This is a genomic window from Pseudomonas sp. HT11, from assembly GCF_044875395.1.
Classification (GTDB): domain Bacteria; phylum Pseudomonadota; class Gammaproteobacteria; order Pseudomonadales; family Pseudomonadaceae; genus Aquipseudomonas.
Window position 1 is genome coordinate 2325778 of sequence record NZ_CP173217.1, and the last position, 22392, is coordinate 2348169.

Here is a 22392-nt window from a genome sequence, read left to right on the forward strand (position 1 = left end):
CAAATACCCAGGAGGTGGTGACCAATACTTAATGGGTATTGTGGCCTGGGTACTGTTGCGTCCTGCCTGAGTTAGAACTCGGTCACGACCGTTACGCCGGCCGTCTCGAAGCGATCCATGTTCATCAACGCGTCGATGGACTGCTCCAGGCTGATGGTTTTACCCACGAGTTTTTCCGGGGCGAGTTTTCCGCCGGTGATCATCTGGACCATGGCGTCATAACGATGGGCTTGCATGCCGTGGCTTCCGTAGATCTCAAGCTCGTGCGCGATGACTTTGCTCATGGGGATCGCCGGTGTGGCGTGGTCGGCGAGCATCAGGCCGACCTGGATGTGTTTGCCTCGACGGCGCAGGTTGTTGATGGAGTTGAAGCACGTGGTGGGATGGCCCAGCGCATCCAGTGAGACGTGGGCGCCACCCTGGGTGATTTCCAGCACGGCTTCGGTGACGTCCGCAACGCCTTGTGCGTTCACGGTTGCAACGGCGCCGAGCGAGCGCGCCAGTTCGAGTTTTTCCTGGGAAATATCGATGGCGATGACGTTCGCGCCGAGGGCGTTGGCGATCATCACTGCGGACAGGCCGACGCCTCCGCAGCCGTGCACCGCAACCCACTGTCCGGCGCTGACTTTGCCTTGGTCAACGACGGCGCGGAATGAAGTGGCGAAGCGGCAACCCAGGCTTGCAGCGGTGGCAAAGTCCATGCTCTCAGGGAGTGCCACGACGTTCAGGTCGGCCTGATGGATACCGACGTATTCAGCAAACGAACCCCAGTGGGTGAAGCCCGGTTGAAACTGCGTATAGCAGACCTGCTGGTTACCGCTGTTGCACTCGGGACACGCGCCACACCCGCCGACGAAGGGCACCGTCACACGGTCGCCGACCTTCCACCGGGTAATGTCGCGGCCAACCTCGGCCACGATGCCGGCAAGCTCATGCCCGGGAACATGCGGCAACTGGATGTCCGGATCATGGCCCTTCCAGCCGTGCCAGTCGCTGCGGCAAACCCCCGTGCCCCTCACCTGTATCACCACACCGTGACGCTCCGGCGTCGGGTCTTCGACGTCCATCAAGCGCGGCGGTTTGGAAAAGGCTTCGTAGACAACTGCTTTCATGAAAGTAACCTCTGCCTGGATAAACGCGGCGCTGTATTCGATGGCTTTCTTATGCGGGGCTGCTCGAATCAGCGGTGATCCATTATGTGCAAATGGGGTGAAATTGCTTTTCAGATTGCGATTGATAGTTTGCGCCAAATGAAATTAATCTCCGTGAGCTGGCACACAATTGAAAGGATCAACCATGCTCGAGCGTTTGGATAAGGTGGACATTGCAATATCAGAGCGATTGCAGCGAGATGGGCGACTGTCGAATGTCAAATTGGCGGAGCAACTTTCCCTCAGCGAAGCATCCTGTTGGCGTAAACAAAAGCGCCTTGAGGAATGCGGGGTGATTGAGGGGTATCAAGCCATCCTGAATCGCAGAAAGCTGGGCCTGGGGGTGATGGCTTTTGTTCAGATTTCCTGCAGTGATCACAGTGAAGAGGCCACGGAAAAGTTTGAAAAAATCATCGCCTCGGCGCCTCAGGTACTCAGTTGTCACAACACAACGGGCGAGGCGGATTTTTTACTTCAAGTCGTCGCCAGGGATTTGGACAGCTACAGCAGATTCGTCGAAAAGGTGCTGCGAAAGCTCCCGGGCGTTTTGAGTATCCGCTCGAACCTGTCGCTGCGAGAAATGAAGACCACGCAGCGTTTTCCGCTGGCCGAACTCCTGAGTATCTGAGGGCCTGCGGCGCCCGGCCTCGCCTGCGCGCACAGCCAGAAGACGCGAAAGATAAATACTCAGGTAAACGGCGATAGCCGGGGAAATCAGATGCTTCTTTGACATCTTGGAGCCGGTATTGCTCGAAGCCCTATGCGTTGAAAATGTCGAAGATTAAATCGTGGGCGCGCGATCCGAAATGGACGCACCGAGGGGCTTGCCCAGACATCGCATTCACGCCAAGGCCGTCTCCTCGACGGGACCTCAGGCGTCGGTAAGCTGAAACCGATAGCCCACGCCATACAATGATTCGATGGGCGTTTCCCCAGGGCACGCCTGCTCCAGCTTGCGTCGCAGGTTGCGGATATGGCTGTCCACCGTACGGTCGGTGACCACGCGGTGGTCGGAGTAGATCTTGTCCAGCAGTTGGTCGCGGGAAAACACCCGCCCGGCGGAGCGTGCAAAGGTGCTGAGCAGTCGCAGCTCAAGGGGGGTGAGGTCCAGTGCGATACCGTCGAGTGAGGCGCGGTACTGCGTTTCGTCGATCAGCAGGCGCGGTGGGGCGCTGGTCAGCAGTTGGGGACCGCGGCGCAGGATGGCCTTGATCCGGGCAACCACTTCGCGCGGGCTGAAAGGCTTGCAGATGTAGTCGTCGGCGCCCAGGTCCAGCCCCAGCAGGCGGTCCACCTCTTCGACGCGGGCGGTGATCATGATGATGGGCACGGCACTGAACACCCGCAGGTCCTGGCAAACTTGCATACCGTCACGGCCGGGCAGCATCAGGTCGAGCAAGATCAGGCGCGGTGTGTGGGCGCGCACGGTCGGCACCACCTGCAAGCCGTTGTCCAGGCACAGGGTCGGGTAGCCTGCCGCAACCACATAATCCTGCATCAATGCGGCCAGCTTCGGTTCGTCTTCGACAATCAGGATCGGGCTTTCGTCGTTCATGAGTCAGATGTTCCTTGGCAGGCGCAGGGTCAGCCAAAGCCCCCCAAGCGGGGAGTGCGCGGCGTCAAGGCTGCCGCCGTGGGCAAGGGCGATGCTGTGACAAATCGCCAGCCCCAGGCCGGCCCCGCCGCTGCTACGGTTGCGCGACGATTCGCCACGATAGAAGCGCTCGAACAGGCGCGGCAGTTGTTCGGCCGAAACACCAGGGCCGGAGTCGAGCAGCTCGAGGCACACCTCGGCGCGATCCTGAGAGGCGCGGATGTGTATGACCCCCCCCGGATCGGTGTAGCGCACGGCGTTCTCCAACAGGTTGGAAAACAATTGCTGCAAGCGATTGGCGTCGGCGAACAGCTCCAGCGGTTGGGATGGCAAGTCCAATTCGACGCGCAGGTACCGGGTATTCAAACGCTCCTGGAACATCGACACGCTGGCTTGCAACAAGTGATCCAATGAACACACGCTCTTGCGGTAGGTCAGTGCGCCGATATCCGCCAGGGACAACTCATACAGGTCATCCACCAGTTTGCTGAGCATGCTGACCTCGCCTTGCAACGACTTCATCGAGCCTGGGTTCAGGGTGCGTACGCCATCCTCGATGGCCTCCAGCTCGCCACGCATTACCGACAGCGGGGTGCGCAGCTCGTGCGAAACGTCGGCCATGAACTCGCGACGCATCTGTTCATTGCGCTCCAGGGTGTAGGCGAGCTGGTTGAAATCACGGGCCAATTGGCCCACTTCGTCATTGGAGGCCACCGCCACCCGACTGCTGTAGTCACCGCTGGCCAGGCGGTGCGTCGCTGCGGCCACCCGTTTGACCGGTTCCAGCAACGTTCGGGCGATCCACCAGGCAATCAGCATCGCCAGCAGCAGCGAAAACGCGCCCATGACCAAACTGGTGCGTAACTGGTATTGCTGGAACCGTTCGCCGCCGGCCTCGGTCACGCTCTGGAACGGGGTCACGGCCAGCCAGCCCACGGTTTCGTCGCCCACGACAACCGGGCGCAACAGCGCGTCGTCGCCAATATCCGGGTAACCGTTCACGCGTTTTTTGTGTTTATCCAACAAGGCGATGCGAAATAGCGCGCCTGTCAGGTCGGAGGCCAAAGGCGTGCGCAGGTCGTTCTTCGCCGGATCCTCGCCAAGTTCGGGCCGCATGATGTCGAACCAACGGTCCGGCTGGTTGCGCAGGAACTCCCAATTGCCCTCGCGCGCGTAGGCGCTGGCCAAGCGCGGCAGCACGGGCGCCATGCGCTCCAGCGCCTGCTCATTGAGGTACCCGAGAAAGCCCCGCCCAAAGCTCCAGCTGGTCGCCAGGCCCATGCTCAGGATGACCAGCAACACACCGGCCAGTACCGCAATAAACAGCTTGGTGGAGATACTCAACTTCATGGAGGCGGGCCGTCGGGAATGGATGGTGACCATTTAGGCCCTGGCGAGCGAAAGATTCAACCCGGCGGGGCAATCTTCAATTTTCCTGCACATTTGCCTCGCAGCATGGCGCTGACTCAAGTCATCCCGTCTTGCAGAGGCTGCTATGTCGACGAAAATAATCGCCAAATTCCTGGTCACCGCCGCGGTGCTCCTGTCCTTGATCATTTTGGTCATGCTGGGCGGCTGCTCCGGCGGCGAGCCACTTCCTGAGGCGGTCACCCCCAAGGTCTCGGTGATCAGCATAAAACCCCAGAGCCAAGTGCTGACCACCGAGCTGGCGGGGCGCACCCAGGCCTTCATGGTGGCGCAGATTCGTCCGCAAGTCGGTGGCATCGTCCAGCGGCGGCTGTTTGTCGAGGGTGCGGATGTCAAGGCCGGGCAAGCGTTGTACCAATTGGATGCGGCCTCCTACAACGCCGCACTGGCGCAGGCCCAGGCGAGCCTGGCCAAGTACCGCGCCACGCTTAAATCGGCGCAGGCCACTGCCAGGCGCGACGCCGAACTGGTGAAGATCAATGCCATCAGCCAGCAAGACAACGAGGACGCGCAGGCGACGTTGCTCACCGCGGCCGCCGACGTGCAAGTCGCCGCAGCTGAAGTCGAGACCGCCCGGATTAACCTGGCTTACACGCGTATTACCTCGCCGGTCAGCGGGCGCATTGAAACGTCCACTGTGACCCCCGGGGCGCTGGTGGTGGCTGATCAGGACAGCGCGTTGACCACGGTGCAACAACTCGATCCGATCTATGTGGATGTCACCCAATCGACTACGGAACTGCTGCGGCTCAAGCGTGACCTGGCCAGCGGGGCCTTGCAGTCCAACGGCGAAGGGCAGGCACGGATCAGTCTGAAGCTGGACGATGGCACCGCCTACAACCATGAGGGGCGGCTCAAGGTCAGCGGCGTCAGTGTCAATGAGGGCACGGGCACCGTGACCCTTCGCGCAGAGTTCGCCAACCCGGACCACCTGCTGCTGCCGGGCATGTATGTGCGCGCGGTGCTGGAGCAGGCGCGCAATGATCAGGCCATTCTGATTCCGCAAAAAGCGGTCAACCGTAGCGCCAGCGGTGTGACCACCGCGTTGCTGGTGGTTGACGGCAAGGTTGAACAACGCGAGCTGACCATCGATCGCGCGGTGGGTAACCAGTGGTGGGTCACCGCGGGCCTGAACGCGGGGGACCAGTTGATCGTCGAAGGCGGGCAAAAGGTTCGTGTCGGCGCCGCCGTAAACGCGCAAGACGCCACTACCCAGGCGGCTACGGCGCCGACTGCTGTGAAGGCGGGTTGAACATGGCGCACTTTTTTATTGATCGACCGATCTTCGCGTGGGTGATCGCCATCGTGATCATGCTCGGTGGTGGCTTGTCCATCAGCCAGTTGCCGTTGGAGCAGTACCCGGACATCGCGCCGCCCACGGTCACGATTTCTGCCACCTACACCGGGGCCTCGGCCAAGACCGTGGAGGACTCGGTGACCCAGGTCATCGAACAGCAGATGAAAGGCCTGGATAACCTGACCTATATGTCGGCCACCAGCAGTTCGGCAGGCAGTGCCAGCATCAGTTTGACCTTTACTGCCGGCACGGACCCGGACGTCGCCCAGATGCAGGTGCAGAACAAGCTGCAACAAGCGGAGTCGAGACTGCCGCAAACGGTACAAAGCGAAGGCCTGACCGTGACCAAGGGCGGCTCGGATTTCTTGATGATTGTCGCCCTGGCATCGGATGACCCCAGTGTCACCGGTACCCAGATCGGCGATTACATTTCCACCACCTTGCTGGACTCCATCAGCCGAATAGACGGCGTTGGCGATGTGCAGACGTTGGGGTCAGGCTACGCCATGCGTATCTGGCTGGATCCCGCGCTCTTGGAAAAGTACGCGTTGATGCCCTCGGACGTCAGCAGTGCCCTGGAGGCGCAGAACACTGAAGTCTCCGCCGGGCAGCTCGGCGCCTTGCCGGCGATCAAGGGGCAGCAGTTGAACGCCACGATCAGCGCCCGCAGCAAACTGCAGACCGTTGAAGAGTTTCGTAATGTCGTCGTCAAGTCCAACAGTGATGGAGCTGTCGTTCTGCTGGGCGACGTCGCAACCCTGGAGTTGGGAAGTGAAAGCTACGACATCAGTTCGGCCCTCAACGGCAAACCCGCTGCGGCCATGGGTGTGCAACTGGCGGCTGGCGCCAATGCGCTGAATGTCGGTGAGGCAGTCAAGGCCAAGCTCAAGGAGATGGAGCCGTTCTACCCGACAGAAATGCAGCTTAAAAACGTGATTGCCTACGACACCACGCCATTTGTCAGCCTGTCCATCGAGGAAGTGGTCAAGGCCCTGGGCGAGGCCATCGTGCTGGTGGTGCTGATCATGTTCCTGTTCCTGCAGAGCCTGCGCGCAACGCTGATACCGGCGATTACTGTGCCGGTGGTGCTGCTGGGCACGTTCGGTGTGCTGGCGCTGTTCGGCTATTCGATCAACACCTTGACCATGTTTGCCATGGTCCTGGCGATCGGTTTGCTGGTGGACGACGCCATTGTGGTGGTGGAAAACGTCGAGCGGTTGATGGGCGAGGGGCTGTCGCCGGTGGCCGCCACGCGGCAATCGATGAGTGAAATCAGCAGTGCACTGGTCGGTATCACCCTGGTGCTGAGTGCAGTATTTATTCCCATGGCGTTTTTCGGTGGTTCCACCGGGATTATCTATCGGCAGTTTTCGGTGACCATTGTCTCGGCCATGGTCCTGTCGGTGTTGGTGGCGATGACCCTGACACCCGCGCTCTGCGCGTCGTTGCTCAAGGCGCGTGGCGGCCAGGCGCATACGGCTCAGCGCGGGTTCTTCGGCTGGTTCAACCGCACCTTTGAACGGGCCAGTGCCGGTTATGAGCGCTGGGTGGGGGCGGTGTTGCTCCGTTGGGGACGCAGCCTGCTGCTTTACGGCGTGGTGCTGGTGGTCATGGCGGTGGGCTACATGAGCCTGGCCACGTCGTTCCTGCCGGATGAAGACCAGGGGATCCTCCTGGCACAGATCCAGTTACCGGTCGGCGCGACGGACAGCCGCACACAAGCCGTGATCAAGCAGTTCGAAGACTACATCCTGAAACAGCCCGAAGTCGAAGCGATGATCAGCATCAGCGGGCTGGGCATGGGCGGCAACAGCCAGAATACCGCGCGGGCGTTTATCCGCCTCAAGGACTGGTCCGAACGCGGTGGCTCTGGTGAGGGTGCAGCCGCTATCGCCCAGCGGGCGACCATGGCGCTGTCGAGCATCGGCGATGCCGATGCGTTCGTCATGCAGCCGCCGACCGTGCGCGGCCTGGGCCAGAGCTCGGGGTTCGACCTGCAACTCAAGGACCTCGGTGGCCTGGGCCATGATGCGTTAGTGGCGGCCCGCGAACAGTTCCTGGAGTTGGCCAGGAAAGACCCCCGCTTGCTGGGCGTGCGCAGCAACGGCCTGGACGATGCGCCGCAGCTCAAGGTCAGCATTGACGACCGCAAGGCCGGGGCCTTGAGCTTGAGTACCAGTGACATCAACACCACATTGTCGACGGCGCTTGGCGGTACTTACGTAAACGACTTCCTCAACCAGGGCCGGGTGAAAAAAGTCTATGTACAGGGCCAGGCATCCTCGCGCATGCAGGCGGCGGACCTTGATCACTGGTTTGTGCGCAACAGCAACAATGAAATGGTGCCGTTTTCGTCCTTCGCCAGCAGCTCCTGGAGTTACGGCTCGCCGTTGCTGGAACGCTACAACGGTAACGCCTCCCTGGAAATCGTTGGCGACCCTGCGCCAGGGGTGAGCTCCGGGGACGCGATGAACGCGGTGGAAGCCATTGTTCGGCAATTGCCCCAGGGCATCGGCTACGAATGGACCGGGCAGTCCTATCAACTGCGCCTGTCGGGCTCCCAGGCGCCGCTGCTCTACGGCATCTCCGTGTTGTTTGTATTCCTGTGCCTGGCGGCGCTCTATGAGAGTTGGTCGGTGCCGTTTTCGGTGATCCTGGTGGTGCCCCTGGGGGTGATCGGTGCGGTGCTGGCGACCCGTGTCGCCGGGTTGAGCAACGACGTGTATTTCCAGGTCGGGTTGTTGACCACCGTGGGCCTGGCCGCGAAAAACGCGATCCTGATCGTTGAGTTTGCCAAGCACTTGCAAGAGCAGGGCAACAGCGTGATCGACGCGACGCTGATCGCCGTGCGCCAACGCCTGCGGCCGATCCTGATGACCTCCCTGGCGTTCATGTTCGGCGTGTTGCCGCTGGCCTTGAGTACGGGCGCAGGCTCCGCCGGGCGCCAGGCCATCGGGACCGGGGTGCTGGGCGGCATGTTCAGCGCGACGGTGCTGGGGATTTTCTTTGTGCCGCTGTTTTTCGTGCTGATCCGCCGCCGTTTTGGCCGCGTGCACAGCGCTAACCAATCTGCCCCGACAGGTGATGCATGATCAAGTCACACTGGCCTTTGCTGGCCGCCATGGCCCTGGGCGGCTGCGTCAACCTGGCACCGCAGTATGAGCGTCCCGATGCACCGGTGTCCGAGCAATGGCTGCCAGCAGCCAGCCTGCCAAAAGGGCAGGCTGGGGTTGATATCAAATGGCAGCAGTTCTTTACCGACAGCCGCCTGGCGCAATTGCAGGTATTGGCGCTGGCCAATAACCGCGACTTGCGTTTGGCCAGCCTGAACGTTGAGAAGGCCCAGGCGCAGTACCGCATCAAGCGTGCAGACCTGTTTCCCACTGTCGACGCGAGCGTCAGCGGCACCCATAGCCGTACTCCGGGGTCGCTGTCCAACTCCGGCGCGGCGGCCACCACTCACGATTACAGCGCTCAATTGGGGCTGAGCAGTTATGAGCTGGACGTGTTTGGCCGGGTTCGCAACCTGCGGGATGAGGCGCTGGAAGACTACCTGGCGCTGACGGAAACCCGGCGCAGCACGCAAATCAGTCTGGTGGCCGAAGTGGCCACGGCCTGGCTGACCCTGGCCGCCGACAACGAACGGCTGTTGCTGGCCCAGGAAACCTTGACCAGCCAGTTGGCCACCTACGACCTGACCCAGCGCAGCTACACCTTGGGCGGCGCTTCTGCGTTGTCCGTGGCGCAAGCCCAGACCACGGTCGAGTCGGCACGGGGCGATGTGGCGTCCTACGAGAGCCAGATCCTGCAGGACCGCAATGCCTTGCGCCTGTTGGTCGGCAGTGATCTGCCCGAGGCGCTCTTGCCGGGGACGCACCTGGAATCGGCGGCGGTGCTGGTGGAGATTCCGGCGGGCCTGCCCTCCAGCCTGCTGCAACAACGCCCGGACGTGCTCTCGGCCGAACATACGCTCAAGTCCGCCAACATCGATATTGGCGCGGCCCGTGCGGCGTTTTACCCGAGCATCAGCCTGACCGCCAATGCCGGCTCGTCCAGTGCGGCATTGGCCGGCCTGTTCAAGTCCGGCAGCGGTGCCTGGACCTTTGCCCCGAGCATCAGCGTGCCGATTTTTGACGGCGGCAGTAACCGCGCGACCCTGGATTCGGCCAAGGTAGAACGCGAGATCCAGGTGCAGACCTATCAGCAAACCCTGCAAACCGCCTTCCGCGAAGTGGCCGATGCGTTGGCGGTGCGCAGCACCCTGGATCGCCGTATCGCCGCGCAACAGGCGCTGACCGACGCCAGCCGCAAAAGCTTCGAACTCTCGGATGCCTTGTATCGGGGCGGCTCGCAAAGCTACCTCGAAGCCCTGGATGCGCAACGCTCGCTCTACAGCGCACAGCAGGACCTGATCACGCTGCGCCTGACCGAGCAGAGTAATCGCATCACGTTGTACAAAGTGCTGGGGGGCGGTTGGAATTAATGGCCCTGCCACGTGCACACATCACCGCAGCGAAGGAACGGCTTGCGCGCATCAAATCAGATGACTTCTTTGAGTGGGGAATAACCATGTGTGCCTTTCGTTCCAGTGTAAGCCGTTGCGTCCAGGTGCTTGTCTGCGCCTGCTTCATCACGATCTCACCGCCTTCGCGTGCGGACGCCGGCGCAGATCCATGGGAAGGTATTAACCGACCTATTTTCTCATTCAACGACACGTTGGATACCTATGCACTCAAACCACTTGCCCAGGCCTACCAATTCGTCACTCCCCGGGTTGCTCAAGATGGCATTCATCATTTTTTCAATAATCTGGGGGAGGTCAAAAATCTGTCCAACAACTTACTTCAAGCCAAGTTTCATAGTGCCGGCGTGGATACGAGTCGCTTTTTACTCAACAGCACGATTGGCCTGGCGGGGTTGTTTGACGTCGCGACGCCCATGGGGCTGCAGCGCAGTGACGAAGATTTCGGTCAAACCCTCGGTTACTGGGGGGTAAATAGCGGCCCTTACCTGGTACTGCCGCTCCTGGGGCCAAGCACACTGCGCGATGCGCCTGCCATCCTTCCTGATGCCTACACCAATCCGGTCCGCTACATCGGCGACGTTCCTACCCGTAATAGCCTTTACGGCGTGAGCCTGATCGACGGACGTGCTCAATATCTGACGTCCGAAAAGCTCATTACGGGCGATAAGTACAACTTCATTCGAAGTGTCTATCTGCAAACCCGAGCGTTCAAGATCAACGGGGGAGCCGTAAAGGACGACTTTTGATCGGGACGTGACCCACCAGGTCGTGATAACCCTGCATCCGGCTTGTTACACATTGGCAAGCTGGACTTGATCACGACCCTTTGATTTAGCACTGTACATAGCGCTGTCCGCGCGCCGCATGAAAGCATCAAATGACTCCGATGGCACCCACGCCGCGACGCCGAAGCTACACGTTACCTGACCCGCCTCCTCAAAGGGCAGGGCGCTGACGAGGGCTCGAAGCTTTTCCGCCAGCCGCTTCGTGTCGTGCAGTTCGCTACCCGGGCAGATCAAGGCAAACTCTTCGCCACCTGTTCTGCACAGTAGATCGGCTTTGCGCGTTGCCGAACGTATTCGTGTACACAATGCCTTCAGCACGTTGTCACCGCACTGATGCCCCCTGCTGTCGTTGATGCGTTTGAAGTGATCAACGTCGAACATGATCAGCGATAGAGGCTGGTAGTGGGTGTCAGCCTCACTGAGCAGGCGCTCCATCAGCTCTTCGAAGTGCCTGCGGTTATACACGCCCGTCAGGTGGTCGGTAATGTTCAATAAACGCAGGGCTTGCGTGCGCTCTTCAACAAGAGACAGGGCCCGCGCGCGCTGCGTGATCAGCAAGTACACCATCAACGTCATCAGCAGCGTCAATCCTGTTCCGAACACGGCAATCAGACTGATAAACGATGCGTGACTGTTGGAGCTCAAAAATGCTGAGGTTGGCCGAAACCGCATCAAGTAGTGTTGGTCGGCTACTTTCAACACGCGCTGAGCGTAAAGCGGCGATGGGGCAGCCGGCGATAAGCTCTGATAAATGTTGTCTTCCTGATGCTGTGTGTCGGTCAATGACAGCGTCACGTTCAGTCGTTGCAGACTGGGTAACGGAATGCTTTGTTCCATCAAGGAGGCCAAGCGCATTGTCGAGATGATGAAGCCCTGCAAACCTTCATCGTTCACTGGCGCCTCGGAGGACTCTTTGAATACGGGAGCGACAAAGAAAACCCCGGCCTGGCCATTGCTCATTTTCAACGGTTCCGACACGACCATTTGATGTGTTTCTCGTGCCTTCTTCAACAGGGCCTCGCGATCCGGGCGGGCGATGACATCCATGCCAGGGGTAACCTTCACGTCATCGCGCTTGGATAAATAGAGCAAGACCATGTGTTCCGGGCGGCGGGTGAGGGGGGCTTCGGCACCGGTGATTGGATTGATCTCATGATACGCAAAGTCACTCGTACCATTGAGCAGCGCCTTGGTGTGAAATACTTGTAGATCCTGCTCGAGAATCCTCGGTACCCAACCGTACGTTTCGCCCTCCTCGACGAGAGGCGTGACGAACCCCATAAACTCCTTTTCCGTGACATCGTCGGCGTTGATGAAGAAGCGCCTGACGGTGTCCAGTTTCAAGTCTTGAACAGTAAAACGTCGCTGCAAGCGACTGAATCGTTCGTCAACCTCCAGTTGGAACGCAACGGCAACGGTGCGCTGCTCTGACCCGTGGTAAAGAATCAGTACCAAGCTCGTTACGGCCACCCCGGCCAGGCACACAAGAATGCAGAGGGTCACGTCGGATGCTTTAAGGGCGCTCTTACGAAAAGGCATCATTTCGTGTTCCTTACTCATCGCCAAAACGAACTGCAACCGCCTGAAGGGCTTTCTCGATTATCGGCACACCTGCCAATATCTTTATAGATCAGGTACGGCAATACGGCGTTTATAGAGTAAGCGAGGAGCCCACACACCTGTACATTGCCGGTGGCAGGTGAATGAGTCTAGAACGCGGTCACGCCGGCTGTGCGACGAGGTTCAGGTCGGCCTGGTGTATACCGACGTACTCGGCAAACGACCCCCAATGAGTGAAGCCCGGTTGAAACTGGGTAGTGCAGACTTGCGGGTTACCGCTGTTGCACTCGCGACACGCGCCACATCCGCCTGCAAAGGGCGACCGTCACACGGTCGCCGACCTTCCACCGGGTGATGTCCCTGACAACTCCAGGGCTGTGCGCTGGAATTCCGAGCGGCTTAGCACAACACTCGCGCCGTGCTGTACACACGTAGCCGCTCCCGACGGCCCCGGCCTTATGTGTCGAGCGCCTGCTGCCTTGCCATTTCCTGGTTGCGCAGAATGAACCGCTGCAGTTTGCCACTCGGTGTCTTGGGCAATTGTTCGACGAACTCGATTTCCCGTGGGTACGCATGTGCGGCCAGGCGCTGTCGCACATGCAGGCGCAGGACTTCAGCCAACTCGGCGCTTGGCAGGTATTGACGGTTGAGTACGACAAACGCCTTGATCAGCTCGGTGCGTTGCGGGTCGGGTTTGCCGATGACGGCGGTTTCAACCACCGCCGGGTGTTCGATCAGCGCACTTTCCACATCGAAAGGCCCGACGCGATAACCGGACGTGGTGATCACGTCGTCGTTACGGCCGACGAAGCTGATACTGCCGTCGTCATTGAGCTCCACGATATCGCCGCTCAAGTAATAGCGGTCGACAAAGGCCTTGGTGTGCATACCGAAGTAGCCGTTGAACCAGCACAGGGGCGAGCGCTCGCGATCCACCGCCAGCACGCCTGGCCGGCCAGTCGGCAATTCGCGATGTGCGTCATCCAGCACGACAATCCGGTACCCCGCAACCGCATAACCGGCCGAGCCCTCACGTACCGGGTGGCGCAAGCCGTGGTGATTGCACAGCACCATGCCGATTTCAGTCTGGCCGTAGTGGTCGTGGATGACCACACCGAGTTCTTCGGCAAACCACCGAATGACTTGCGGGTTGAGCGGTTCGCCGGCGCTGCTGATGACACGCAGGTGGCCACGCACGGCGTCGGCGAACTCAGCCCCTGCTGCGATCAGCAGACGATAAGCCGTCGGCGAGCCGGCCAGGTTGCTGATCGCATACTTGGCGATGATCCGGCAGGTACTGTCCACCGCAAAAGGGCCGTCATAGAACAGCGTGGCACGGCCACACGCCAGCGGGCCGGTCACTGCGTAGTACAAACCATAGGCCCAGCCGGGGTCGGCGAGATTCCAGAAATGGTCGTCCTCTCGCAGGTCAATCGAATCACGCATATAGCCCTTGAAGGCCAGAATGGCGCTCAACGGTACCTCCAGCGGCTTGGCCGGCCCTGTGGTACCCGACGTGCACATCAGCAGGAACGGTGCGCTGGCGTCCAGCAACTCAGGCGCGCAATCCGCCTGTTGACGACCCAGGACGGCCCAGAAGTCGTAATCACCCGGGCGCCGTGGATCAGCGCCGGTCACGATGATAGGGGGGCAGTCAGTGACCTCTTCGAGCTTGGGGCGATTATGGGCATCGGTCACGATCCAGCGTGCTTCGGAGCAGCCCAACCGCTGCTCGATCGCCTTTGGGCCGAATGCAGTGAAGAGCGGTTGGTAGACCGCGCCGATGCGCCAGGTACCCAAAATGGCAATCAACAGTTCAACCGTGCGTGGCATCAGGCCTGCTACACGGTCGCCCGGCTTGACCCCTTGCTCTCGCAGAAAGTTGCCGAAGCGCGCAGCCTGTGCCTGCAGTTCGCTGAAGGTGTAGTGCGTGGCGTGGCCATCCCGGGTTTCGCAATACAACGCCACGGCATCACCGTCGGCGTGCCGGTCGCAGCATTCGATGCATGCGTTCAAGGCGGCCAGCTCGCCGTGCAAATCCTGGGCGGCCAGTTGTAGATAATCGAAAGATCTCACTGCTGAGTCGTAATCGCGCATAACGTACCTGATTATTATTGTTGGAATATGCCCTGTGTGCACTGGCCCAGTGCACACGCTTTCATGGTGTCAGCTGTCCATCATTTCGGCTGCTTGCTGCGTGGCCTGGCTGGTTCGGGTGGCCAGCTTGCGCACTTCATCGGCGACCACGGCAAACCCGCGCCCGGCCTCGCCTGCGCGCGCCGCCTCAATGGCGGCGTTCAACGCCAACAGGTTGGTTTGGCTGGCAATGCCCTGGATGGTGGCGACAATCTGGGTCAACTTGCTGAGGGTTTCCTGCATCACCCGATGTTGTTCCGCCTGAGCCTCACGCATCGTGCTTTCTTCATGGTGGGCATGGATATCGGTGATGGCGCCCACCACTCTTTGCGGTGAGCCGTCCTGCGCGCGGCGCGTTTGCCCCCGGCCGCGAAACCAGCGGTAAGCGCCACTTTTATGTTTGAGTCGATAATCCACATCAAACGGGGTCTTGCCGCTGCGGTCATCAACGTGGGCGACAAACGCTGCGATTGCCCGCGCGCTGTCCTCGGGATGCAGGCGCGAGGTCCAGCTTTCCAGGGTGTTGGGGAACTCTTCAACCGTGCTGCACCCCAGCAGCCGGCGCATTTGCGAAGACCACCAAATGGTATTTGTCGGGTTCGCAGGGTCGCCAGCCACGACCTCGATGTCCCAGAGCCCGTCATGCAGAATCTCCCGGGAAATGTCGAAACGTGTGGCCGCCAGTTCGAGCGCTTCGGTGTGCAGGTGCTGGTCGTGAATGTCACGCAGGGTCCCACCGATGGCGAGCGGTACGCCTTGCGTATCGCGACATGAATCGCCGCTGATCCTGCACCATCGATAGTCACCGTCTGATGCAGACTTCATCCGCACCTCGAGCGCAAAGGGCGTCCGCCCGTTGCGGTCGGCAAGATGCCTGGCAAGCGCCTCCAGGTGCGGTTGCCGATCAGCCGGGTGTAGCTGTTCGCTCCAACGGCCAAGCTGATCAATACCTTGGGCCTGGATCGATGCAGACCCCGTCCACTCCATCCTGGACTCCGCCGCGGGTGCGGCGGCGCCCTCCAGGTCCAGCGACCAGAACAGTTCATCTGCGCCTCGGGTGATCAGTGCCCAGCGTGCTTGCAACTGGCGCAAATGTTTGCCGCGGTCAGCCAGGCGCTCGTCCAATTGGCTGACGTGCAAGGTCAGTGCGCGCGTTTGCTCCTTCAGGGCTTGTCGCTCCTGCAGCAGTTGCTCGACGCCTGCAAGGATGCGGCGCAATAACGGGTGGTTCGACGATAACGGCGTGCTCGCCTGGTCAGGCTGCTCCAGCCTGTCGGCAAGTGGCGCCAGTATCCAGCGGGTGGTTCGGCTGAAAAAAAGCATGGAACACCTCTACCTCGATCAAATGGGTTCAGCCTGCAAGCGAGGGCGTCGGGCATGTCGACAAGGCCCGGGCGTCAAAGGCTGTCGCCCCCGGCAGGGCTTGCCAGGCCGACGGGCCGGCGGCGATTTCCTGAGCACTCAGCAGGCAGTGGTCGAGTTCGCGCTGCAACGTGTGGGTATCCAGATCCTGGCCGATGAAGACCAGCTCTTGCCGGCAATCCCCGACAATGCTGTCCCACTTGGCCATGATGCTTTGCAACCGATATTCATCCCGCGGCCATTGCGACGGCTCGATGAAGTTCCACCAGTGGCCGACATAGTCCCACTGGAACTGCTTGCCGCTCTGCACCAGCAGGCCGGTTTCCCGGTGTCGGCTGGCGAGCCAGAAGTAACCTTTGCTGCGCAGCAGACGCCCGTTGCACCAGGGCCGCTGGAGAAAGTCGAACAATCGCTGTGGGTGAAAAGGCGCGCGCTCGCGGTACACCCAGGACGTCACGCCATAGGTGTCCGACTCGGAGGCCGGTGCGTCGCCGGCCTCCATTTTCTTCATCCAGCCCGGCGACGCCGCAAGGCTGGGCAGATCAAACAGATGGGTATCGAGGATGCTGGATAACTCAACGTTACCCTCAACCATCGGCACGATCCGCGCGGTCGGGTTAAGGCCGGCGAGGATCGCGTGCACGGCCTGGTAGCCAGGCTCATCGAGCAGGTCCAGTTTGTTGACGAGAATGACGTTGGCATACTCCACCTGCTCGATCAGAAGGTCCGCCAGAGGGCGCTTGGGTGTGTCCTCCTGCGCGTCGTCGCGTGCCACGGTGTCCGGCGACGCCAGCAACGCCTGAAAACGACTGCCATCGACCACCGTCACCAGCGTATCGAGCCGTGCCAGTTCGCTGAGGCTGAAGCCCTGTGCGTCCAGGAAAGCGAACGTCTCCGCCACGGGCATGGGCTCGGAGATCCCGGTGGATTCAATCAGCAGGTAATCGAAACGCTGCTGGCGTGCCAGGGCACTGATCTGTTCGAGCAGATCGGCGCGCAGCGTGCAGCAGATGCAACCATTGCTCATCTCGATCAACTCATCGCGGCCACGGTGCAGTGATACGTCGCGCTGCACCTCTTCGGCATCGATGTTGACTTCGCTCATGTCATTGACGATGACCGCCACCCGCAGGCCTTCGCGATTGCGCAGGATATGGTTGAGCAGAGTGGTTTTGCCGGCGCCGAGGAAGCCGGAAAGTACCGTTACCGGCAGTCGGCCCGCCTGGGCGCCGTCAATCATGTGTTCACCGCAGGTTGGCTTGCGGCCTTATCCAGGTAGCTTTCGAACAGGTCGACCACCACCAAACCCTCATCTGCGGCGTCCCCCCACAGGTCCTGAGTGCGAAACTCGACGTGGTAGGTGGGCTGATGCGCCGCGCTCAGGTCGCCATGGCCAATCGCGTCCGGGAATGGCCACTGCACGGATGTGCGGTGCAGGACCACGCCTTCCTTGCCACGCACATAGGCGGGCATGCGGGTATGCCCGGCCACATACTCGTCTCGCACGAGCACTCGGTCGCCCACCTCAAAGTGCGCTCGACCGGTGATCGCCGGGCGACCTTCAGCGTGAGCGGGATTCGCCAGCTTGAAGTGAGCACCCAGGGTCTGATCGAGTTCCGCCTGGGTGATGACGCCTGTTTCGACCAGCAGGGTGGCGGTCGCGATGACATAGCGTTCGTAGTACTGGGTGCCGACATGTTGACGAACATCCAGGCGTTCGACGGCGTGGCGTATTTCGTCCACGCTGAACTTTTTCAAGTGATCGGCACCGACAAACATCAGGCTGTAGGCCAGGTGCTCCCAGTCCTGCTTGAACACCTGTTTGTAGCTCAGGCTGTTGATGGTATGAGGGACCTTGCCAAAGCCTTGAAAACCACCGAGATCGTGAAAACCATCCATCGTGAATACCTCTGAAAAGTGAAAGAAACAAAGCGCCCCGGTTACGCTACGTGCGGTAGCGCCACGCCGATAAGGACATCCTTGGTGATCAATTTTCGAAGCGCTTCTTCATCCATGGATTCGCTCCCTTGCGGCCGCACGGGCAGCACCAGGTAGCGGCTTTCGGCGCTGGTGTCCCACACCTTGATGGTGACCGAGGCCGGCAGGTGCGTGCCCAATTCCCGCAGGACGGTGCGCCCTTCGCGAACCAGCCGCGCACGGAATTCGAAGCCCTTGTACCACTCCGGCGGCAAGCCGAGCACAGGCCAGTTGGTGCAGGAGCACAGGCTGCACACAATCACGTTTTTCACGCTGGGCGTGTCTTCCAGGGCAACGATGTATTCACCCTGCGGGCCGGTGTAGCCAAACTGGGCGCACGCTGCGGTGCCGTCCTTGAGCAGCAGTTCACGAAACTGCGGGTCCACCCAGGCCTTGGCCACAATCCGAGCACCATTTTCCGGGCTCCATTCGTGCGCCATCAGCTGTGTCATGTGCTCGATGTAACCGTCGGGGATCAGGTCCTTTTGCTTGAGCACTTGCAGTAACGCCTGTGCTCGTTCGCCCGGGGTTGACGTGTTTTTTTCAGGTGTGGTCATGGGTTGATTCCTCATCGTTGATCTTCCAGGCAGCGCCTGACGGCTTATTCTTTTTGCGCTGCTTCTTTTGGCGCTGCAGGACCGGCTAAGAGTTTTTCCAGTCAACAGACGCTTCGAACGCCGCGGCAGCCTGGTAAATCGTGCCTTCGGCATAGTATTTGCCCACCAGCATGAGCCCGACAGGTAAGCCGTCTACCAGGCCGCAGGGAATCGACATGGCTGGATGGCCGGTGATGTCCTGGGCGGAGGCGTTGCCGATCATTTCCAGGGCTCGGGCCACATACTCGGTGATCGAGCAACCCGGCTCCGGGTGGGGCTGGGCAATGATCGGCACGGTAGGCATCACCAGCAGGTCATAGCGCGCCAATGCCGCGTCATAAGCGGAGCGTGCCAGGCGCCTGAGGTTTTGCGCCTTGGCGTAGAAACGGCCGTTGTAGCGCTCGACACCGTATTGACCGACGAACATGCACAGCTTGAGAGAGGCCGACAGGTCATTGGCCTGATCGCGCCATCCGGCTTGCTTGTCCAGCAACCCGACGTCATACAGCCCTTGCCAGTTAAAGCCGGCCCCATTGCCGTGCATCATCTGCATCGTCAGGCCCTCACAGCCGATGGGGTGCCACAGCGAACCGGCAATCTTGTGTTCCGGTACCGACACCTCCTCGACCTGCGCGCCCAGCTGCGAAAACCGTGCGATGGCATTGCGTACAGACGAAGCCACACGCGGGTCCTGGTTGGCCAGTTCGAAGCCTTCGCGCAGGATGCCGATCCTGAGACCGCTCACGCCGCGCTCCAGGTAATCGCTGTACGTGTCGACCTGCGGGGCGGCTTGTCGCGGATCGAGCCCGTCCGCGCCGGCCATCACCTCCAGCATCAAGGCGTTGTCGCGCACATTGGCGGTGATGGGGCCGGCATGATCGATGGTCGCTTCGATGGCCATGATTCCGGTGTAAGGCACCAGGCCGTGGGTCGGCTTCATGCCGTAGGTGCCGCAGAATGCGGAAGGAATCCGGATGGACCCGCCCTGGTCGCCGCCGACTGCCAGGTCGACCTCGCCCGCGGCAACCAGCGCCGCGCTGCCGGAAGACGATCCACCCGAGGCAAACCCATGGCGATAAGGGTTGTGCACCGGTGCGGGGTCGGAGGTGTGACTGCCACCGGACAGGCAGTAATGCTCGCACGTGGCCTTGCCGAGGATGGTTGCGCCCGCATCCAGCAATCGGGTGACGACGGTGGCGTCGAACGCTGGAACGTGGCCCTCCAGCGGCTTGGCACCATTCATCATGGGCACGCCAGCCAGTGAAATATTGTCCTTGAGCGCGACCGTTTTACCGGCCAGTTTGCCTTCACGGGCGCCGCTGACTTCCGTGCGCAAGTACCAGGCGTTCAGTGGGTTGTGTGCGGCCGATGGACGATAGCCCGAGCTGCGTTCGTAACGTACAGGCGGGATAAAGTCGGGCAACTCGTCAATCAGGTCGTAAGCGTCGAAGCTTGACTGCATAAGAAGCAAGTATTCATCAGCTTGCTCGGGGCTGAGCTGCATGTGCAGGCTGCTCGCGATATCCAATAGCTGCTCAAGGGTGGGGCGAACGATTGCCATGGTGGGGCGGTCCTTATCGTCAGTGGCCGAAGAGCACTGTGTACTCGTCAATATCGGTGGGCTTGGTGCTCAAGATAGTCCGCGCCTGCGGTCGCAGGCTTGGTTGAAAAAGACATCGACTTGGCTGAGCCGGACAGCCCTGCGCCAAGGCAGCAGAGGTCTGCGATGGCTGTCCGGTGGACGCTTGCGTCAAAAGATGCGGGCGTAACGCAGGTTCATGCGAAAGTCCTCCTTGGCGCCATAGTCCACCGAGAGATCCTTGCCCAACTGCAGTTGGATCTGGTCCTTGGGGGTGACGAATTTGGTGGCCGTCAGACGGAAGTTGGTTGTCCCCAACTCGTTATCCTGATTGACGTGCTCGACGTTCGTCTCGCCTCCCCAGGTGCGCCCGAAGCCGATAGCAAATGCGGTGGTGGCGTCCGGCATGTAACGGCCCATGATCTGTGCTGCGTAGGAAACGTCTTGCTTCATACGGTCGGCATTCGCACCATAATCAGTGTTGTCGCCATACCAGGTAGCGCCGCCGACCAGGTCCATTGCCCATTGTTCTGTGAAGTGCTTGACGTAGGCACTCTGCAGTTCGAACTTCCAGCGGTTCTCACCGATATTCAGCGCGTCATTCTTGTCGTAAGTGCCAGTGGGTACGTACAGATAGGGGGCGACACTGAGGGTGTCGCGGGCTTCGTTGAGCCGCCACTTGACCGGCGCGGTCAGGATCAAGTCGCCGACGCCACGGGTACTGCCCAGCGTCGAGGCATCACCTGCACTGGAGACGTGCCCGAACGGCAAAAGGAATTGCGGGTCGATGGTGACCGTGTCACTGAGCGCGTAGACATGGAGCAGACGCAGAATGCCGACGTCTGAGCTCAACCTGTAGTCAGAGCTGACCTTGTGCCCGTTGGCGTAAGCCGAGTCCGTGGTGGAGTGCTGGTAATAAATCGCACCGATGGTCGCGCCGACCGGGTATTGCTCATAGTCGCCAGGGGCTACTTCACCGGCATTCGCGTGAAGTACGGGCAACAGGGTGGAGAGTGTCAGCAGGCGAATCTTATTCATCTTTTATTCCTCGCACAGGGAGACCGGGCCACCCGGGGAGGGTGGCAAGGAAGCCGAAATTGGGCTGTAAGCGCCGATGGCGCTCAGGCGGTTGGCGACAGCGCGTCGCGCAACATGCCGGTCTGCGAGTGACAGTTGATGTACTCGAATACCTGGCTCTTGGCGTCTGACACGGACACTTCGTGGTACAGCCGTAACTTTTTCAAACCCGCGGCCACGCGGAAGAACGTCACGAAAATACGCAGGTGGGTAGGGTGGGATTCGGCCCAGCGTTCGAGTTTTTCCACCGAGCGCCAATGGCCGATGTTGTAGCTCAGGTCGAGAAAGTTGCCGTCCATGTCGATATTGCGCACGAACCTGTTGCTGTAGCAGCCCAGGGGTTGGCCGTTGTCACGCAGGAAGTCCATGCCGTCCTGCAAGGTTGGCAAAATTTCGTCGAGGTACAGCGAGCGTTCGTCCGCCTCGGCATCCGCCCAATCCTGGCCTGAACGAATCAGGGTGAGGTTGTCATGCCCCAGCACCACGACCCGTCCGCCTTTGGCAGGGTCACCCGCGACCACTTTCAGCTCAGTGGTGGGCTTCATCCAGTCGGTCTGGGAGATCGGGAAGCGGTCGCGCATCGAGCCCCAGTAACCGTGTTCTTCGATCTCGCCACTGGTGGTATCCATGACTGCGCCGACACCGGGCAAGTTTTCCTGGAAGGCGTACAAGGTCTCGAACTGCTCGGCGCGCGGGGCGGTGATTTCGCGGAAATAGCCCAGGCCGTCACTGAGCCGATCCGGCGAACTCCACCAGTCATTGACCTGGGATGAGCGCAACCAGCGACAGTGGGCGCCAGGGTCTTTCCAGTACCCGACCACAATCAAATTATCAAAACCGCTGCTGTCGGTGTGGTGGGTCAAATCATGGGTTTGCGGGCCATCGGCCAGGCTGAAGCTGCCGACGATATAGCGCATTGCCTGCAATGCAGCCTCGCGCTGGGCCTCGCCACGATATTGCACGCCGAGATAGGCCATCACCACCTGTTCCAGCTGCTCGTCAGCGCGCGCGACCCACATCGGGAACGGCGGTTGATACTCGTCGGGCACACGGCGGGACAGGGTGCGTGGGCATTTGAGATGTGTGTCGATTGCAGATTCCATGTTGAGCTCCTCGTTATTTTCGTTCAGGCCTACGGGTGGGCGTCAGCGCTTCGGCGGCAGGTCGCGCTTGGCGACCTGCCATCGGTGCAGCAGCGTCATGGCCCCCCATTCAATCAACCAATAAGCCGACTCTTCAGGTGCGAGGTCGCGCCTTTGCAGAAGCCAGGAGGAATCAGCCATTCGTTGTGAATAGGGTCGATGCATGGCATGCCTCATCAGCGG

The 22392-nt window shown here is 60.6% G+C and carries 17 protein-coding genes and 3 pseudogenes; 5 read left to right on the plus strand and 15 right to left on the minus strand.

Translation table 11 applies throughout. From position 1 onward, the window contains the following. Nucleotides 1-71 precede the first annotated feature (71 nt). Nucleotides 72-1112 carry a zinc-dependent alcohol dehydrogenase family protein gene (locus tag ABWL43_RS10805; RefSeq protein ID WP_404487650.1) on the minus strand — a complete coding sequence of 347 codons (1041 nt, stop codon included), beginning with the start codon at nt 1110-1112 and terminating at the stop codon, nt 72-74. Nucleotides 1113-1296: 184 nt separating this feature from the next. Between ABWL43_RS10805 and ABWL43_RS10810 the strand changes: the two genes are divergently transcribed. After that, a complete protein-coding gene (locus ABWL43_RS10810; protein WP_242200169.1) occupies nt 1297-1779 on the plus strand; it encodes an Lrp/AsnC family transcriptional regulator in 483 nt (160 codons plus the stop codon). Between the two features lie 243 nt (nt 1780-2022). On the opposite strand, the gene ABWL43_RS10815 is transcribed toward ABWL43_RS10810, so the two are convergent. Both ABWL43_RS10815 and baeS read right to left on the minus strand, forming a co-directional pair. Then, nucleotides 2023-2706 carry a response regulator gene (locus ABWL43_RS10815; RefSeq protein WP_404487651.1) on the minus strand — a complete coding sequence of 228 codons (684 nt, stop codon included), beginning with the start codon at nt 2704-2706 and terminating at the stop codon, nt 2023-2025. A 3-nt stretch (nt 2707-2709) separates the two neighbouring features. Then, nucleotides 2710-4095: a sensor histidine kinase efflux regulator BaeS gene (baeS, locus tag ABWL43_RS10820; protein WP_145163474.1), complete on the minus strand. Its 1386-nt coding sequence runs from the start codon at nt 4093-4095 to the stop codon at nt 2710-2712. Between the two features lie 145 nt (nt 4096-4240). Between baeS and ABWL43_RS10825 the strand changes: the two genes are divergently transcribed. The 4 genes from ABWL43_RS10825 (at nt 4241) to ABWL43_RS10840 (ending at nt 10741) form a co-directional block, all read left to right on the plus strand. Next, nucleotides 4241-5425 carry an efflux RND transporter periplasmic adaptor subunit gene (locus ABWL43_RS10825; protein WP_404487653.1) on the plus strand — a complete coding sequence of 395 codons (1185 nt, stop codon included), beginning with the start codon at nt 4241-4243 and terminating at the stop codon, nt 5423-5425. A 2-nt stretch (nt 5426-5427) separates the two neighbouring features. After that, nucleotides 5428-8562 carry an efflux RND transporter permease subunit gene (locus tag ABWL43_RS10830; RefSeq protein WP_404487654.1) on the plus strand — a complete coding sequence of 1045 codons (3135 nt, stop codon included), beginning with the start codon at nt 5428-5430 and terminating at the stop codon, nt 8560-8562. After that, nucleotides 8559-9953 (plus strand): efflux transporter outer membrane subunit, encoded by a 1395-nt coding sequence (locus ABWL43_RS10835; RefSeq protein ID WP_404487655.1) that lies wholly within the window; start codon nt 8559-8561, stop codon nt 9951-9953. The genes ABWL43_RS10830 and ABWL43_RS10835 overlap by 4 nt, the downstream gene beginning before the upstream one ends. 86 nt (nt 9954-10039) lie before the next feature. Further along, the gene (locus ABWL43_RS10840) at nt 10040-10741 is read left to right on the plus strand and encodes a VacJ family lipoprotein (RefSeq protein WP_404488393.1); all 702 of its coding nucleotides are present in this window, start codon (nt 10040-10042) and stop codon (nt 10739-10741) included. A 45-nt stretch (nt 10742-10786) separates the two neighbouring features. Here ABWL43_RS10840 and ABWL43_RS10845 read toward each other — a convergent pair whose 3' ends face one another. The 12 genes and pseudogenes from ABWL43_RS10845 to ABWL43_RS10900 all read right to left on the minus strand — a co-directional run bounded on the left by ABWL43_RS10845 (nt 10787) and on the right by ABWL43_RS10900 (nt 22374). Beyond that, nucleotides 10787-12322, minus strand: a complete 1536-nt coding sequence (locus ABWL43_RS10845; protein ID WP_404487656.1) for a diguanylate cyclase — start codon at nt 12320-12322, stop codon at nt 10787-10789. A 184-nt stretch (nt 12323-12506) separates the two neighbouring features. After that, nucleotides 12507-12705 (minus strand): annotated as a pseudogene (locus tag ABWL43_RS10850) (alcohol dehydrogenase catalytic domain-containing protein); the annotation flags it as partial. A gap of 91 nt (nt 12706-12796) precedes the next feature. Next, on the minus strand, nt 12797-14437 hold the full coding sequence (locus ABWL43_RS10855; RefSeq protein WP_404487657.1) for an AMP-binding protein: 1641 nt from the start codon (nt 14435-14437) through the stop codon (nt 12797-12799). A gap of 78 nt (nt 14438-14515) precedes the next feature. Next, nucleotides 14516-14800 (minus strand): annotated as a pseudogene (locus ABWL43_RS10860) (methyl-accepting chemotaxis protein); the annotation flags it as partial. Next, a pseudogene (locus ABWL43_RS10865) lies at nt 14801-15799 on the minus strand (PAS domain-containing protein); the annotation flags it as partial. A gap of 28 nt (nt 15800-15827) precedes the next feature. Then, nucleotides 15828-17078 carry a GTP-binding protein gene (locus ABWL43_RS10870; RefSeq protein WP_145163489.1) on the minus strand — a complete coding sequence of 417 codons (1251 nt, stop codon included), beginning with the start codon at nt 17076-17078 and terminating at the stop codon, nt 15828-15830. Continuing rightward, nucleotides 17075-17737 (minus strand): nitrile hydratase subunit beta, encoded by a 663-nt coding sequence (gene nthB, locus ABWL43_RS10875; RefSeq protein WP_404487658.1) that lies wholly within the window; start codon nt 17735-17737, stop codon nt 17075-17077. The genes ABWL43_RS10870 and nthB overlap by 4 nt, the downstream gene beginning before the upstream one ends. Before the next feature lie 41 nt (nt 17738-17778). Then, a complete protein-coding gene (nthA, locus tag ABWL43_RS10880; RefSeq protein ID WP_145163493.1) occupies nt 17779-18372 on the minus strand; it encodes a nitrile hydratase subunit alpha in 594 nt (197 codons plus the stop codon). Nucleotides 18373-18457: 85 nt separating this feature from the next. After that, nucleotides 18458-19972: an amidase gene (locus ABWL43_RS10885; RefSeq protein ID WP_404487659.1), complete on the minus strand. Its 1515-nt coding sequence runs from the start codon at nt 19970-19972 to the stop codon at nt 18458-18460. 189 nt (nt 19973-20161) lie between these two features. Beyond that, entirely contained in the window at nt 20162-21028 is an 867-nt protein-coding gene (locus ABWL43_RS10890) for a transporter (RefSeq protein WP_404487660.1), read from the minus strand. Between the two features lie 83 nt (nt 21029-21111). After that, nucleotides 21112-22170, minus strand: a complete 1059-nt coding sequence (locus ABWL43_RS10895) for a phenylacetaldoxime dehydratase family protein (RefSeq protein ID WP_404487661.1) — start codon at nt 22168-22170, stop codon at nt 21112-21114. A 42-nt stretch (nt 22171-22212) separates the two neighbouring features. After that, a complete protein-coding gene (locus ABWL43_RS10900; RefSeq protein WP_369302697.1) occupies nt 22213-22374 on the minus strand; it encodes a hypothetical protein in 162 nt (53 codons plus the stop codon). Nucleotides 22375-22392: the final 18 nt, after the last annotated feature.